We start from the raw sequence: 15129 nt of genomic DNA, 5'->3' as shown, positions 1-15129 counted from the left end.
GCGACAGGCGGAGGCACCCTGCATGACCTTCGGCATATCCGGCGCCACGCCGCACGGTCTACGCTCGGGTATCTTCCGGGGAGGTGCATCCATGTTCAAACCACTGATCGCAGGTATTGCGTTGGCACTCGGCGGCGCTGTCGCCGCACAGGCTGCGCCCGCCAGTCCGACCACTACCGCTTCCGCTCCCATGGCCGCGCCGGCGTGGGTGGCCAAGAGCAACGCCGACGCCCAGCCACTGCTGAAGGTATTGGCCGATTTCAATCCCGAGTTCGCCTCGCAGTTCGGCTTCCCGGGCTATGACGACAAGGTCGTTGACCTGAAGCCGGACGTAGAGCAGCGCTCGCGTGCCGCGATGACGGCAGCGCGCGATACCTTGAAGAAAAAGCTGGCTGCGGAAACCGATGCGGACGTGCGCCAGGATCTGCAGATCATGATCAAGGCGGCCGATCGCAATATCGATGGCAGCCAGATCAACGAGCAATACCTGCTGCCGTACACCGATATCGGCCAGACGGTGTTCCAGGGCGAGTTCAGCCTGCTGCAGGACCAGGTCGCTGCCGCGCGTCGGCCATCCGCGCTCAAGCGCCTGCAGTGCTACGTCGGCATGACCGCCGGCTGTACGCCGGTGACCAAGGAGGCCGAGGCGCTGTTCCAGGCGAAGCTGGACAACCCGAAGCTGATCGGCCCGTACAAGGCCGAGGTCGAGCAGAACCTGGCCAATACCGCGCGCTATGTCGATGGCATCCGCAAGCTGTATGCCAAGTACAAGATCGACGGCGCCGGCCCTGCACTGGATGCCATGCAGAAGCAGCTGGACGACTACGACGCATGGGTCAAGACCACCGTGTTGCCGCATGCGCGTACCGACTTCCGCCTGCCGCCGGCGGTATACGCCAACAATCTCAAGCAGGTTGGCCTCGACATCAGCCCGCAGGAGCTGATCAGGAAGGCCGAGCTGGAGTTCATGGAAACCCAGGCGCAGATGCAGATGATGGCGCCGGATGTGGCGAAGGCCGAGGGCATCGATGCCACCGACTATCGCGGCGTGATCAAGGGTTTGAAGAAGCAGCAGCTCGACCGCGATTCGATCGAGCCGTATTACCACCAGGTCATCGGCAAGATCGAGGACATCATCCGCCAGCAGGGTATTGTCTCGCTGCCCAATCGGCAGATGATCATGCGCCTCGCCTCGGAAGCCGAGAGTGCACAAGAACCCGCACCGCACATGGACCCGCCACCGCTGATCAACAACCATGGCGAGCGCGGCAGCTTCGTGCTGCCGCTGGGCAATCCGCCGAACGGGAAGGGCGACAACCAGGCCTATGACGATTTCACCTGCAAGGTCTGCGCGTGGACGCTCACCGCGCACGAGGGTCGGCCGGGCCACGAGCTGCAGTTCTCGGCGATGGTTGAGCACGGCGTGTCGCTGGCACGCTCGCTGTTTGCCTTCAACAGCGTCAACGTGGAAGGCTGGGCGCTGTATTCCGAATACATGATGATGCCGTACGAGCCGAAGGGCGGTCAGATGATTGCCCTGCAGCTGCGCCTGCTGCGCGCGGCGCGTGCGTTCCTCGACCCGATGCTGAATCTCGGGCTGATCACGCATGACCGTGCGCACGACATCCTGGTCAACGATGTGGGCTTGTCCGAAGCGTTTGCCCGTGAGGAACTCGACCGTTTCACGTTCCGCTCGCCGGGTCAGGCGACGGCCTACTTCTACGGCTACTCGCGCTTGCTGGAACTGCGCGCGCACACGCAGATCGAACTGGGTAGCAACTTCAACCTGAAGCAGTTCAATGATTTCCTGATCGCCCAGGGCCTGCTGCCGCCGGACCAGCTGGCCGAGGCGGTGGATACGCAATTCATTCCCGCCCACGGCGGCAAGCAAGCGCAGTAAATCCGTCGGCATGGCGGCCCACCGAACTTCGGGTGGGCCGTCATGGATGGCTGTTGGGAAAGGCTGGGTCAGGCCATTTTCGCGCAACGACTCGACCTGGCCATTCGTGCCCGTGGTTCAGTTGAGTGTTGAACTGGCTTAAAGCCGGTTGCCAAACCTGCCTTCAATACTTTCCGTGGACAGTGGCAGGCGATGCGTGTGGGGCAGGTCTCGACGGCGTCCCATGCGGCGGCGGGGGGTGACCATGGTCATGATCATGGCCGCGACTGCGATTCCAGTACGACGGTAGGCCGCCCCAGTAGACAGGTGCATAGCCGTAGACAGGCTCGTCCTGCTGATCGGCGTACTGCTCGTTCTGCTGCAGTAGCGCATCGTTCTCGCCCTGCAGGCGGCCATTGTAGGCAGCCTGGTCGATGAGCGCCTGTTGCCGTGCTTCGATGTCGAGCTGCTTCGCTTCGTTGGCTTGCAGCATAGCTTCGGCCTGCATCTTTTCCTGGTGGGCTTCGAGAAGATCCGTGTAAAGCACGTCCAAGTGATGCGAATCCGCATAGTTCTTGGCGAGGCCATCCTGGCCCAGGTCGATATACTGGTGGATGATTTCGCTGTCGCTGGCCTGATGGATCAACTCGCTTTTGCCGCTGCGGCAGACATGATCGGTGTATTCGATCTGCCCACCGGCCTTGGTGCATTTGTAGATGCTTTGCGCACCGACCACGGGTGCTGCGGCCAGCAGCAGGATGGCAATGCACACGAGACGCTTTCGGGTGAGCTGAGTCTTCATGATGATGGCCATTCTGCGCCGATTAAAGCGATGCTGCGTGAGGAAAATGTTGAGGGAATCAGGCGGCCGGGTTGAGTTTCTGGATGGTTCAGCCTGCCACGGCTTGCCGTCCGCAGGTAGCTTGCTACTCTCGTCAAAGTCGGACGGACCCGGGATGGGATAAGCCTTCTAGCCGCATTCTGCCCTTTCTTGCCAGCGCCGGCGATCTCCACTAGCTTGCGGCGATTGTGGTTCGCAGGCCGACACGCTTGAAGGTTTCCATTGGCCACCGCTTGTTCTTTGCCGTACTGCTGTCCTTCCTGGCGGTGGCCGCGGTTGGCGTGGAACTGGTTCGCTGGAAGTTGTCCGACAATTTTTCGCAGAGCGCACCCAATACCGAACTGGAGCATGTGGGCGGTTTGGTCAGCACGCTATCGGCGCAATATAGGCAGCATCGCGATTGGTCGTTCCTGCCCGTCGATACCACAGCGCGCGAGGCGTGGTTGCGGGAAGCGTTGCTGCGTTCACAGCAGGATCAGCCGGGGATGCCTGGCGCCTTGTCATCTTCGCCAAGTCTGGCTTACCGGATCGGTTTGCTGGATCCGGACCGGCGCTACCTGGCGGGTGCCGTTGCCAGTCCGGCTCTGATCGCGGCGGCTTCCATCGATACAATTCAGCGGCCTCTCGTGGTCGACGGCAGGACGGTCGGATACCTCGTTCTTGCCAAATCACAAAATCCCGACGATGAGCTAGCGGTTGCTTTTCTGGTCGAGCAGCAAGGAAACCTCTTCGTCATCGCGCTCATCGGCGTTTTATTGAGCGCGCTGGCGGCAGCCTTGCTGGCTGGGCACTTTCGCAAGCCGGTCAGGCACCTAGTCGAGGGTGCGCGACGCCTTGGCAAGTCGCAGTTCGATACCCGCCTGAACATCAGCCGTAGCGACGAACTGGGCGAACTGGCCGATACCTTCAATCAGCTCGCCGCGAAACTCGAAGACACGGAACGTTCGCGCCAGCAATGGGTTGCCGATACATCGCACGAATTGCGCACACCACTGACCGTGTTGCGCGGGCAGATCGAGGCCTTGCAGGACGGCATCCGTACCGCCACACCCGAAAATATCGCGCTGATGCTGCGGCAAGTGTTGTCGTTGACGAAACTGGTCGATGAGCCGCATGAACTCGCGCGCGCAGACGTCGGGCAGTTGCCATACCACATGGTCGCCAGCGACGCATGGCAACCAGTGCAGAACGTATGGGACGGTTTTTCAGAAAAATTTCGCCTCGCCGGGCTGACCACAACGATTGGCGCGCCACCCACCCGGTCGATCGTGCACTGCGATGTCGACCGGATTGGCCAGGTTGTGACCAATCTGCTGGAAAACAGCGTGCGCTACACCGCTACGGGCGGCCGCATCGGGGTCGCCGGCGTAGTCATCGGCGATGAGCTGCACATTGTGATCGAGGATTCCGCGCCGGGCGTACCCGCGCCGTCGCTCGATCACCTGGGCGAGCGGTTCTTTCGCGTTGAAGCGTCACGCAACCGGCAGCTGGGTGGTGCCGGGCTGGGGCTTGCGCTCAGCCGGCAGATTCTCGAAGCGCATGCAGGCCGTCTGGAGTTCGGCCCATCGCCGCTAGGTGGCCTGCGGGCCACCATCATCCTGAAGCTGGAAGGTTGAGATGGTTGCAACAATACTCATCGTGGAAGATGAAAGCGATCTGTCAGCCATCGTTGCCGATTACGTCACAGCAGCAGGCTACCAGGCCGAGGTCGTCGCAGATGGCCGCGAAGCGCTAGCCGGCATTCAACGCAAGCCACCGGATCTGATCGTGCTGGACATCATGCTACCCGGCCTGGATGGTGTGGCGTTATGCAAGACGGTGCGCGAATTTTCCGAGGTGCCGATCATCATGGTCACTGCCAAGGTGGAGGAGATCGACCGGTTGCTGGGCCTGGAAGTCGGCGCTGATGACTATTTGTGCAAGCCTTTCAGTCCGCGCGAACTGGTCGCACGCATCAAGGCCATTCTGCGCCGCTCGCGCAAACCGGACGACGATGCGCGGCTGGTCGAGATCGACGATGCCGCACGCAGCGTTCGCATCCACTCGCAGTTGCTGGACCTCACGCCGACGGAATACAGCCTGCTTGCCGCGATGGTGAAGCGTCCGGGCACCATCTATTCGCGGGCGCAACTGCTGGACCTGGCCAGTCGTGACAATCTGGATGTTGCCGACCGCGCGATCGACAGCCACATCAAGAATCTGCGCCGGAAACTCGCCGCGGCGATGCCCGATGTCGAGGTCATCCATTCCGTCTACGGACTCGGCTACCGGTTCGAGCTGTAAGGCATCGCTGCATCCCCACAATGTCTCCACATTCCTTTGTGACGCTGGACTCATCGGTTACCGATGAAGATCCCAACGAGGAGTGCGCAGATGGATACAAAGCGAAAGACCAAGACGGCACGCGTCGCCATTCTGGCCGGTGCCGGTATGCTGGGTGTGGCAGGGTTCGCGCTGTTCGGCATGCCCGGCCATGCCCAGTCGGGGCCGCCGCAGAAAGACATGACCGTGGACAAGTCCACACGCAGCGAAGTGATCGACGGCATCATTGTCAATCTCGATCGCGCCTACGTCTTTCCCGACAAGGCCGCGGTGATGGGGAAGGACTTGCGCGCACAACTGCTGCACGGTGATTTCGACTCGGTGACCAGCGCCGAGAAATTCGCCGACACGCTCACCGACGCGCTGCAGCGCGATAGCCACGACCAGCACCTGGTGGTGCGCTACTTCGAAGACGCGATATCGCCGAAGTCGGATCAGGACGATTCGCCCGTCGACAAGGCTGCGGAACTGGCCGACGAGAGCCATTTCAATTTCGGCTTCAGCGGCGTCGACCGTCTCAAGGGCGATATCGGCTATATCGACCTGCATCAGTTCGGTCGGCCGCAGGGGGTGGCTACGCGGATCGCCGCCGCCATGACCTTGCTCGGCGATACCAAGGCCCTGGTCATCGATCTGCGTCACTGCAGCGGCGGAGATCCGGAATCCGTGATGCTGTTTGCCAGCTATCTGTACGACAAGCCCACCCACCTCAACGACGTCTACTGGCGCGACGAGAACCGCACCGAACAACGCTGGACCCAGGCCAGCGTGGCGGGCACGAAGTATGGCGAGGCGCGCAAGCTCTATCTGCTGACCAGCAGCGATACGTTTTCCGGTTGCGAAGATTTCGCCTATGCGTTGAAGAACAACAAACGTGCGACCTTGATCGGCGAGACGACCGGCGGCGGTGCGCATGCGGGCAGCCCGCATCGCCTGGATGCGCACTTCATGATGTTTGTTCCCTCCGGTCGACCGATCAACCCGATCACGCATACGGATTGGGAAGGGGTGGGCATCGTGCCGGATATCAAGGCTTCAGCGAAGAACGCACTCGACATCGCGCAGATAACCGCCTTGAAAGCTCTTATTCCCGCCGAGAAGGATCCCGACTGGAAAAAGAAACTGCAGGAGCGGCTGCACGAGCTGGATTGAAGCGCAGGGTAGTGCTCAAGCGACCTCTTGCGATGAAGCTCTGATCCTGCGCAAGCGCGGGTCAGAGCTTCGCAGGAGGGCTGAGTTCACTGATCGGGATAGGCCTGGCAACAGCCTGCTTCCAGCTGCGCAAGCCGATCACTGCCAGCACGATGAAGCCGGCATACAGCACCGAGGTGATCAGCAGCGACTTGTAGACGTACTCGCCCACATAGATCACGTCGACCACGATCCATAACCACCACGCGGCGATATGCCGGCGCGCCTGCCACCATTGTGCGACCAGGCTGTAGGCGGTCAGCGCCGCGTCCAGCCAGGGCAGGGCGGCATCGGTCCAGCGGTGCATGGCGAAGCCGAGCGCGAGCGCGCCAGCGGCACCTATCAACAGATGCGCGCTGGCCTGTGCGGTCGGCAGCGGCGCGACCTGGACCAGGCCGTCGTCGTCCAGATTCTGCAGCCAGCGGACCCAGCCATAGACGATCAGCACGCCGAACGCGACCTGCAGCAGCGCGTCGGAATAGAGCTTCGCGTCGGCGAAGATCCAGGTGTAGATCACCACCGACAGCAGGCCGATCGGCCAGCACCACGGCTTGCGCTTGGCGGTGAGCCAGACGGCCCAGGCGCTGATCAGGGCGCCGATGAGTTCGATCCAGGACATCAGAGGTCGAAGCTCACGGAGAGCCGTGCCAGTCGTGGCGCACCCGGGAACAGATAGCTGTCGCCTTCGGAGGTGCCGGTGTCGCGCCAGTAGAAATGGTTGAACACGTTGTCGATGTTGAATCGCCAGGTCATCGCGTGGCCGTTCCACGAAGTGACGTAACGCAGGCCGGTATCGAACACGTTATAGGCCGGCACGCTGACCAGGCCGTTCGGCGTGGCGGGATTGGAGCTGCTGTAACGCCAGCCACCGAGCAGGCTGAGGTCCGGTGCGAACGGCAGGCGGTAGTCCAGGTACGCCGACGTGCGCAGGCGTGGCACGTTGACGATCTGGTGGCCTTCGTAGCTGGGTGTGCCGGTGTCCTCGGCGCGGGCCTGGATCAGGTTGGCGCTGGCGGTGAGGCGCAGGTTTTCGCTTAGCTGGCCGGCGGCGTTGAGTTCCAGCCCGGTATGCACCTCGTTGCCCTGCTGCACGAAGGTGAAGCCCTCCGGGGTGTTGTCCGGTTGCGCGAACTGGTACGGCTGACGGATGCGGTAGAGCGCGGCCTGCAGGCTTAGTGTATCGCTCCATTCGTACTTGACGCCGGCTTCAGCCTGGCGCGCCAGCAGCGGCGCCAGCACGTCGTTGCCGTTGGATGCCCACCACGGCGCCTGGCCACCCAGTGACAGGCTTTCGCTGTAGCTGACATAGGCCGTCAGCGCGGCGGTCGGCTGCCACAGCACCGCCGCCTGCGGCAGCAGCTTGTTCTCCACGGTGTGGCGTTGCAGTGCGCCACTGTCGTCGAAGGCGCTCTCATTCAATGCCACATAGCGACCCCCGGCGAGTACCTGCCACTGCGAGCCGAGGTGCAGACGATCGAGCGCGAACAGCGAGCGCTGCCAGCTGTCCAGCCGGCGTGCCGATGGACCGGGCTGGTTCGGTGATGGTGCGAAGTAAGGCGGGTTGACCTCGTCGATGTTGGCGGTGCCGACGTAGTCGTAGACGTAGGGACGCTGGTTGAGCGTGCGGCGGAATGTGCTGGCGCCGACGCTGAGTTCATGCGTGAATGCGCCGGTGTCGAAAGTGCCCTTGAGTACCGCATGCAGCTCGTCGTTCTCGCGGTTGTCGTTGGGGCTGCGATAGTCGTAGACGTCGTAGTCGCCGTTCGGGGCGAAGAACCAGCTTGGGGTGGCACCGCTGGCGCAGTCCGGCGAGTACGCGCAGCCGTAGGCGAAGGCGACGTTGTCGTCGATCACCACATGACTGTGGCCGGCCGATACCTGCGCCTGCCAGTTGTCATCGAACTGGTAGTTGAAGCGCAGCGTGCTGTTGCTGGCGTGGATGCCGACCGGTTGCTGCCACGGCTCGAAGCCGAGCATGCGGCTGCGGCTGGGGTCGGGCGGAATCACCGTGCCGCCGAGCAGCTGGTAGCCGGAGACCGAGCGTTGCCCGCTGGTCTGGTAATCGGTGTCCAGCTGCAGCGTGGCGTTCGAGCTGATCATCCAGTCGGCGGCCAGCGAGAGGAAGCTGCGGCGGCCATCGGCATGCTGCACGTAGGAGTTCATGTCCTCGTGGGCGGCGTTCACACGCACGCCGAAATCCGGTGTCAGCCACGTGCCAACATCGAGCGCCTCATAACGCGAACCTTCCGAATCGGTGCCGACGGTGACGGTGTGCACATCGGCCGGGCGCTTGCTGACGTAATTCACCAGGCCACCGGGCTCGACGACGCCTGCTTCAAGACCAGCCAAACCTTTGAGGATTTCCACCTGCTGCTTGTCTTCCAACGTCATGTACTGTTCGCCGGCCATGCTGAGGTCGTTGAAGCGGAAGCCGCTGGCCAGATCCAGCGCGAAGCCGCGGATCGCGATCTCCTGGTAGTAGCCGACCGGCGCGTAGTTGTCGCCAAGGGCGGCATCGGCATGGGCCAGTTCGCTCAGCGTGCGCGGCTGGCGATCGTCGAGCTGGTCGCGGGTGATCACGGTGACTGCGGCTGGTGTGTCGTGCAGCGGCGCGTTGCCGAGGCCGCCAAGTTCTGCGTTGTTGGCGTGATAGCCCTGCGTGCTGCTTGCTTGCACATGGACCGGCGCCAGCGGCGTGGCTTGTGTCTGGGCAGTGTTCATGGTGGTGGCATTGTCCTGCGCATGGGCAATCGCCATGAGTGACAGGCAGGCAAGAAACAGGGAAGTGCGGGCGTGGAAAATACGGAGTGAAGCCATCGTCAATCGTCTTCTGTAATGCGGACGAAGCGACGGCGATCCGCACGTCCGGACGGACGTGCTGGATCAGCAAGCTCCCTACGCCGGTACTAACCGGATCAGGTTCCAAGGGACTCTCTCAGCCCGGCAGACACCGGGCACCCCCGCTTCAAGAACGTGTATTGAACCACGAATGGTTGTTGGCTGGGTCAGGCACTGTCGCGGATGGCTTGCAGCAGGGCCTGTCCCGGCGGCGTGCCAAACCATGCTGCATGGCCGATCAGGAAGTTGTCGTAGGCCACATCGGCGTTGGCGCGTGAGTGGGTAATGGTGTGGAAATACTCGACCTCGGACAGCGCGAAATCCACGTGCACCAGCGGCAGCAGGCCAGCCAATAGATGAATGTCTGCGGCATCCAGCCGCCGCTGTTGCCGATAGCCTTCGATCAGCGCGCGGGCGATGTCGAGGTGCACGGCCGCATCGCCGGTATCCAGCGCCAGCCATGCGATCGCGTTCCGCTCGATCGCGGTGGCCAGATCGAACAGCGCGTAGTTGGCGGCGGCGAGACCGAAGTCGAGCACGGCGGAAATACGTGCGTCTGCGCGGTCGTCACTCCAGCACAGGTTGGAGACATGCCAGTCGCCGTGCGTCCATAGTCGAGGCTGTTGCGCCAGCCGCTGTCGTGCAGCGGCATGCCAGGGCACGAGCAGTTGGCTTAGATCCGTTCTCCAGTCGCGATCACCAAGATAATCGGCCAGACCAGGTCGTTGCGGCAGTTGCGCCTGCAGCGTGGCGACCGGGTCGGATGAGGTGATCAGTTCGCTGCGTGCGACCAGCAGGTGGGTGTCGCGCTGGGTGGCCTGGTAGTTCGCTGCTGCGTCATGCAACGCAGCCAGCATGCGGCCAGCGCTGAGCGCGTGTTCACGGTTCGGCAGCGGCGACCATGAGAACGCCTCGCGATACAGATCGATGCCAGCGGCATGTTCATGTACCTCGTAGATCCAGTCGCCGATCGCCACCGCGGTTTGCCCTTGCACATCACGCAGCACCATCGGTATCGGCATGCCGTTTGCACGCAGGTGGGCGATGAAGTTGTGCTCCTCGCGGAGTGTGGCGACCGAACGCACGCTGTGGTGATGGCGCTTAATGAAGACGACGCCACGGGTCGTCTCAACCAGACAGGCGGCCGACAGCGGACGCGGGCTGTGCCAGTCGATGCGCGTGGGTGCGCCGAACTGCGGATAGCCGCGCAACAGCGTGTCGACCTCGGGGGTGGTCAGCGTGGGCCAGTCCGGTGGTGTGTTGTCACCGGCCAGTCCGTGCGCGAGGTGGATGGGATCGTTCATCGGCTGGCGGCGAGGGGCGGATAGCGATTATCCCCGAAAGGATGCAGGGCACGCTTCCGGACAAGTGTGGCATCGCGTCTAATGGGGTGCCTTTCCAACGGTGTGCTGTGTTCGATGAGTGCAATGCTGCTGCTGTTCGTCTGCCTGATCCTGGGCGTGCTGGTGGCGCGCTTTGCGAAGCCGCCATCGGGCATCGTGGCGGGGATCAACTGGTGGGTGATCAACGTGGCGCTCCCAGCGCTGGTGCTGGATCTGATCCCAAAGGTGAAGTTCGATCCGCAGCTTTGGTTTCCGGTGGCGGCAATGGTGCTCACGTTCGGCGGTGCATGGATGCTGTTCGGCCTGCTCGGACCCCGGCTTGGCTGGTCGAGGCAACGCACCGGCGCGCTGATCCTGGTCTGTGGTCTGGGCAATACCTCGTTCATGGGTTACCCGCTGATGCAGGCGCTGCACGGCCAGCAAGGACTTGCGCTGGCAGTAGTGGCCGACCAGCTCGGCGCGTTTCCGCTGCTCGCCTCGGCCGGTATCGTGGTGGCCTCGATCTATGCGGGACGCAGGCCGGAGCCGTTGCTGATCCTGCGGCGCATCGCGACCTTCCCCGCCTTCGTCGCGCTGATCGTCGGCATCGTGGCGGGTGCCTGCGGTGGCTGGCCGGAACTGTTGCACGGGGTGTTTGCGCCGATCGGCGCCACGCTGACGCCGCTGGCGCTGTTCTCGGTCGGCTTGCAGTTCAAGTTCCATCCCGGCGGGCGCCAGCTGGGCGCGCTCAGCTGGGGACTCGGCTGGAAGCTGCTCCTGGCGCCGTTGCTGTGCTGGGCGATGGGCGTGGCGACTGGCGTGGGCGGCCTGGTGCTTACCGTCGGCGTGTTGCAGGCGGCGATGGCGCCGATGGTCTCTGCGGCGATCCTGGCGGACGAGTACAACCTCGAGCCGGCACTGGCCAATACCGTGCTGGGCGCCGGGATCGTGCTGTCGCTGCTGACCATACCGCTGGGCAATCTATGGCTTGGGCAATAGGAACAATGCCAGCTTGCGCCGGATCGCCAGTACGCCGAGACTAATCGTCATCTCATGAACGGGTAAGGGGATCCTGTCATGGCAGGTTTTGAACTGATCCGGCGGCTCTTCGGAAATACCGGGCCCGCTGACCGCCGCGCGGCGCCCCGTCCGGGTGTGCCCAAGGGGGCCTGGGTGCTGGTAGTGGATGATTCGGCCACGATCCGCGCGGTGCTCGGCAAGATGCTGACCCAGGACGGCCACGTGGTGTCCAAGGCACCTGATGGCGAAACCGCGATCGAACTGGCGCGCAAGGAATGCCCCGACCTGATCTTTCTGGACATCGTCCTGCCTGGCATGAACGGTTTTGCGGTATTGCGCACGTTGCGACGCGATCCGCTGACCCGGCACATTCCGATCGTGATGATCAGTGGCAACCTGCAGGCGACCGAGCAGTTCTATGTACAGCGCTTCGGTGCCGACGACTTCATGAAGAAGCCGTTCGGTCGTGGCGAGGTGTTTGCGCGCATCCAGCACCTGACGAAAACCGGTCGCCTGGTGGTGCAGGAGCGTGCGTTGGAAGTGGCGCTACCGAGTGAGCCGGAACACACCGAGGCCGAGCACGCGGCGATCCCGGACATCGCCATGCCGGATCCGCATGACCTGATCATGCCGCCGCCCGGAAATTCCTGATCTGGCCAGCCAGCCGGATCCGGGCAAGGTGAAGGCTGATCCGATTTCGGAGCTGCGTGTCGATGTCTGGCTGTGGGCCGCACGCTTCTTCAAGACGCGCAGCCTCGCCAAGCAGGCAATCGACGGTGGCAAGATCGACGTCAACGATGCCGGCTGCAAGCCGGCGAAGATGCTGCATGCCGGTGATCGCCTGAGGATCAGTCGCGGCGAGGAACGGCTGGAAGTCGAAGTGCTGCTGTTGTCGGACCGGCGCGGCCCGGCCAGCGCCGCGCAAGGACTGTATTGCGAGACCGAAGTGAGCCGCATGGCTCGCGAAGCCGCACGTGAGCAACGTCAGCTGATCGGCATGAGCGGCCCGATCAAGCGCCCGGACAAGCATGCGCGCCGTCAATTGCGTCGGATGAAAGACTCACGCTGAGCAGTGCATCCCAGAATACCGGTCGGATCTGCGGGAGCATTGGCGCAAATCCACTGGTCGCGCCGGTTGCGCGACCTTCAACGACATGGGGGCTGACATGGACGGACTCGCACTGAGAAACGGCATCGGCTTCTTCAAACGCCTGCTCGGCGGCAAGAGCGACGAGCAGCGAGTGAATTTGCGGTTGCAGATGGCATCGGGCTCCCGAGTACTGGTCGTCGACGATTCACCCACCATCTGCGCCGTGCTGGGCAAGATGCTGGGCCAGGACGGCTACAGCGTGACCAAGGCACCGGATGGCGAGAGCGCGATCGAACTGGCACGCAACGAGCTGCCGGCGTTGATCTTCCTCGACATCGTATTGCCCGGCATCAACGGTTTCTCCGTGCTGCGCTCTCTGCGTCAGGATCCGCAGACCCGGCCTATTCCAATCGTGATGATCAGCGGCAACCCGCAGGCGACTGAGCAGTTCTACGTGCAGCGCTTCGGCGCCGACGACTTCATCAAGAAGCCGTTCGGGCGGAACGAGGTGGCCATTTGCATCGATCAGCTGATTCGTTCGGGTCGTCTGGCAGCCCGCGATATCGCGTTCGAGCAGATGCTTGCGCTCGCCATGATGCATGACGTCAAGCCAGGCAGTCTGCAAAGTCTGGCAATCTGAGCGATGCGTGTTTAGCCGACGATCCATACCCGGATCGTCGACGTGTTTCCATCCAGTCGCGTGGATCAGGGCCGATGCCCAGTGCCTTGGCCACACCCGCCGCGTAGGTCGGGTCGGCCTTGGCGAAGTGACCAAGCCGACGACGCACGATTTCTTCCGTCTTCCGGTACGCCCTGCATCGCGGCGGCGATATTGCCGAGCGGTGGCTGTTTCTGACTATCACTCATCAGCCGGAACGGCTCGTCGGGTCGCATGCAGCCGTGTGGATGCTTCCGATAGCAGTGACTATCGCCGGCCTGCCGCCTGCATCAACGGTGGCTGAACAGGCACCGGGGCAGTCGAGGTGGCGGTCAACGCGATTCAAGGTCACGCCGTTCCCCTTGTTGTGCCAGCCAGATGACTCGACTGTCTGGATCTACGCGGGGGAAGGGGTTCTCGGTATTCGACCGCGGATGATTCAGTCTGAGCTTGAGGCAAGGTACACGGATGCCGTATTTCCATCGGGGCGCCGATGCAATTCTCTTCGATACATGTCCAATCCTGCCAATTAACATGAACGAGGGTGTTACTCATGAATACAAAGACGACTTTGCGCTTCAGCTTGATGGGTCTGCTGGTGTCCGCCGCGTTTGCTTCCAGTGCGGCCATGGCGCAGGCGACACCGGACGCCACGGTTCCAGGGCATCCGCGGGTGAATGAGGTCAATCAGCGCCTCGACAACCAGCAGAACCGCATCCAGAACGGCGTGAAAGATGGCCAGATCAACGCGAAGCAGGAAGCGCGCGACGAAAAGCAGGACTCCAACATCGCACAGCGTGAGAGTGCCGATGAGGCCAAGCACAACGGCCACCTGACCAAGCAGGAGCAGAAAAATCTCAACAAGTCCGAGAACCACGACAGCCGCCGTATCCATCGGCAGCGCAAGGCGGGTTAACCTGCTGACCTGGAAGACGCGTAGGTTTATCCGCTGGTCTGAGCCTCCTCGTGCCTGCACGAGGAGGCTCATTGTTGGGCTGTCAAACCAGCAGTCGTTGGGGTTTCCGATAACCTGGGATTTCGTTTGAGCACACACCGGACAAACGGTCTCCTGCTGTCGCTGGTACTCGGCGCAGCACTGCTCTTGAGCGGCTGCCACGCCTTCCTGTTTGCCGGACTCAATACGACCGACGAGCACAAGGGCATCGACGCCGAACGCCACATCGTGTTCGACGCGCAGCATCATCTGGCGCTGGACGTCTATCGCCCCGCCCATGCGAAGGATGCGCCCATCGTGGTCTTTTTCTATGGCGGTGACTGGATGCGCGGCAAGCGCCAGTGGTATCGCTTCACCGGTGCCGCGCTGGCCGCGCACGGTGTGATTGTGGTGATTCCCGACTACCGCAAATACCCCAGCGTGAAGATGGATGGCTTCATGCAGGACGCCGCGCGCGCGGTGGCATGGACGCGCGATCACGCCGGGCAGCTCGGTGGCGATCCACAGGACATCTTCGTGATGGGTCACTCGGCAGGCGGCCAGATCGCCGCCCTGCTGGCGACCGATCCTGCGTGGCTGGAGGCGCAGGGCATGCAGCCTCGCGATCTGGCCGGATTCATCGGCCTGGCCGGCGTCTACGACTTCGTGCCGATCGCGGCGAAGGAAACGGACATGATCGGCATGTTCGGCAAGACAGCGACCGAGCAGCGTCGCGCACAACCCGTTTCGTTCGCGCACGGTGCCGAACCGCCCATGCTGCTATTGCACGGAACCGCCGATCACGAAGTCGATCCGTCGAACAGCAAATCGCTGGCGCGCGCGATGCAGGCGCAGCACGAGGACGTGACCTTGAAGCTTTACCCAGGTGTGGGCCACTCGGACTTGCTGTTTTCGATGTCCCGGCCGCTACGCGGGCATGCGCATACGCTGGATGACGTACTGACCTTTATCCAGGCGCACCGAAAAGCTGCATCCAGCGGTGGATCGCCTGCCGCGCTCTTGTAGCCTTCGTC

General features: G+C 62.7%; 14 protein-coding genes and 1 riboswitch. Of the genes, 10 read left to right on the top strand and 4 right to left on the bottom strand.

Features of this window, described 5'->3' with window-relative positions:
• Nucleotides 1–91: 91 nt before the first annotated feature.
• Nucleotides 92–1900: a DUF885 domain-containing protein gene (locus GSQ75_RS14240; RefSeq protein ID WP_158755518.1), complete on the top strand. Its 1809-nt coding sequence runs from the start codon at nt 92–94 to the stop codon at nt 1898–1900.
• Between the two features lie 163 nt (nt 1901–2063).
• Here GSQ75_RS14240 and GSQ75_RS14235 read toward each other — a convergent pair whose 3' ends face one another.
• Entirely contained in the window at nt 2064–2693 is a 630-nt protein-coding gene (locus GSQ75_RS14235) for a DUF4124 domain-containing protein (protein ID WP_158755517.1), read from the bottom strand.
• Between the two features lie 236 nt (nt 2694–2929).
• On the opposite strand from GSQ75_RS14235, the gene GSQ75_RS14230 reads away from it, so the two are divergent.
• The 3 genes from GSQ75_RS14230 to GSQ75_RS14220 all read left to right on the top strand — a co-directional run bounded on the left by GSQ75_RS14230 (nt 2930) and on the right by GSQ75_RS14220 (nt 6194).
• Complete coding sequence (locus GSQ75_RS14230) at nt 2930–4336, top strand: ATP-binding protein (RefSeq protein ID WP_158755516.1); 1407 nt, start codon at nt 2930–2932, stop codon at nt 4334–4336.
• 1 nt (nt 4337) lies between these two features.
• On the top strand, nt 4338–5003 hold the full coding sequence (locus tag GSQ75_RS14225; RefSeq protein WP_158755515.1) for a response regulator: 666 nt from the start codon (nt 4338–4340) through the stop codon (nt 5001–5003).
• 90 nt (nt 5004–5093) lie between these two features.
• On the top strand, nt 5094–6194 hold the full coding sequence (locus GSQ75_RS14220) for a S41 family peptidase (protein ID WP_158755514.1): 1101 nt from the start codon (nt 5094–5096) through the stop codon (nt 6192–6194).
• A gap of 61 nt (nt 6195–6255) precedes the next feature.
• Here the strand turns inward: GSQ75_RS14220 and pnuC are convergent, their stop codons facing one another.
• From pnuC to GSQ75_RS14205, 3 genes are all read right to left on the bottom strand, one after another.
• Nucleotides 6256–6852 (bottom strand): nicotinamide riboside transporter PnuC, encoded by a 597-nt coding sequence (pnuC, locus tag GSQ75_RS14215; RefSeq protein ID WP_158755513.1) that lies wholly within the window; start codon nt 6850–6852, stop codon nt 6256–6258.
• Nucleotides 6852–9050, bottom strand: a complete 2199-nt coding sequence (locus GSQ75_RS14210; RefSeq protein ID WP_158755512.1) for a TonB-dependent siderophore receptor — start codon at nt 9048–9050, stop codon at nt 6852–6854. Before GSQ75_RS14210 ends, pnuC begins: the two co-directional genes overlap by 1 nt.
• 58 nt (nt 9051–9108) lie before the next feature.
• Nucleotides 9109–9205, bottom strand: a riboswitch (TPP riboswitch).
• A gap of 33 nt (nt 9206–9238) precedes the next feature.
• A complete protein-coding gene (locus tag GSQ75_RS14205; RefSeq protein WP_158755511.1) occupies nt 9239–10375 on the bottom strand; it encodes a phosphotransferase in 1137 nt (378 codons plus the stop codon).
• A 123-nt stretch (nt 10376–10498) separates the two neighbouring features.
• Between GSQ75_RS14205 and GSQ75_RS14200 the strand changes: the two genes are divergently transcribed.
• The 6 genes from GSQ75_RS14200 (at nt 10499) to GSQ75_RS14175 (ending at nt 15121) form a co-directional block, all read left to right on the top strand.
• Nucleotides 10499–11392, top strand: a complete 894-nt coding sequence (locus tag GSQ75_RS14200) for an AEC family transporter (RefSeq protein ID WP_158755784.1) — start codon at nt 10499–10501, stop codon at nt 11390–11392.
• Nucleotides 11393–11470: 78 nt separating this feature from the next.
• Nucleotides 11471–12064, top strand: coding sequence for a response regulator (locus GSQ75_RS14195; protein WP_158755510.1), 594 nt, complete (start codon nt 11471–11473; stop codon nt 12062–12064).
• 28 nt (nt 12065–12092) lie between these two features.
• The gene (locus tag GSQ75_RS14190; protein ID WP_254058585.1) at nt 12093–12482 is read left to right on the top strand and encodes an RNA-binding S4 domain-containing protein; all 390 of its coding nucleotides are present in this window, start codon (nt 12093–12095) and stop codon (nt 12480–12482) included.
• Nucleotides 12483–12579: 97 nt separating this feature from the next.
• Nucleotides 12580–13143 carry a response regulator gene (locus GSQ75_RS14185; RefSeq protein WP_158755509.1) on the top strand — a complete coding sequence of 188 codons (564 nt, stop codon included), beginning with the start codon at nt 12580–12582 and terminating at the stop codon, nt 13141–13143.
• 571 nt (nt 13144–13714) lie between these two features.
• Nucleotides 13715–14077, top strand: a complete 363-nt coding sequence (locus GSQ75_RS14180) for a hypothetical protein (RefSeq protein ID WP_158755508.1) — start codon at nt 13715–13717, stop codon at nt 14075–14077.
• Nucleotides 14078–14203: 126 nt separating this feature from the next.
• Nucleotides 14204–15121 (top strand): alpha/beta hydrolase, encoded by a 918-nt coding sequence (locus tag GSQ75_RS14175; RefSeq protein WP_254058584.1) that lies wholly within the window; start codon nt 14204–14206, stop codon nt 15119–15121.
• The last annotated feature ends 8 nt before the right edge of the window (nt 15122–15129 follow it).

The sequence above is a fragment of the Dyella sp. S184 genome (genome assembly GCF_009766065.1).
Lineage (GTDB): Bacteria > Pseudomonadota > Gammaproteobacteria > Xanthomonadales > Rhodanobacteraceae > Rhodanobacter.
This window is presented reverse-complemented; position numbering and strand designations above follow the sequence as displayed.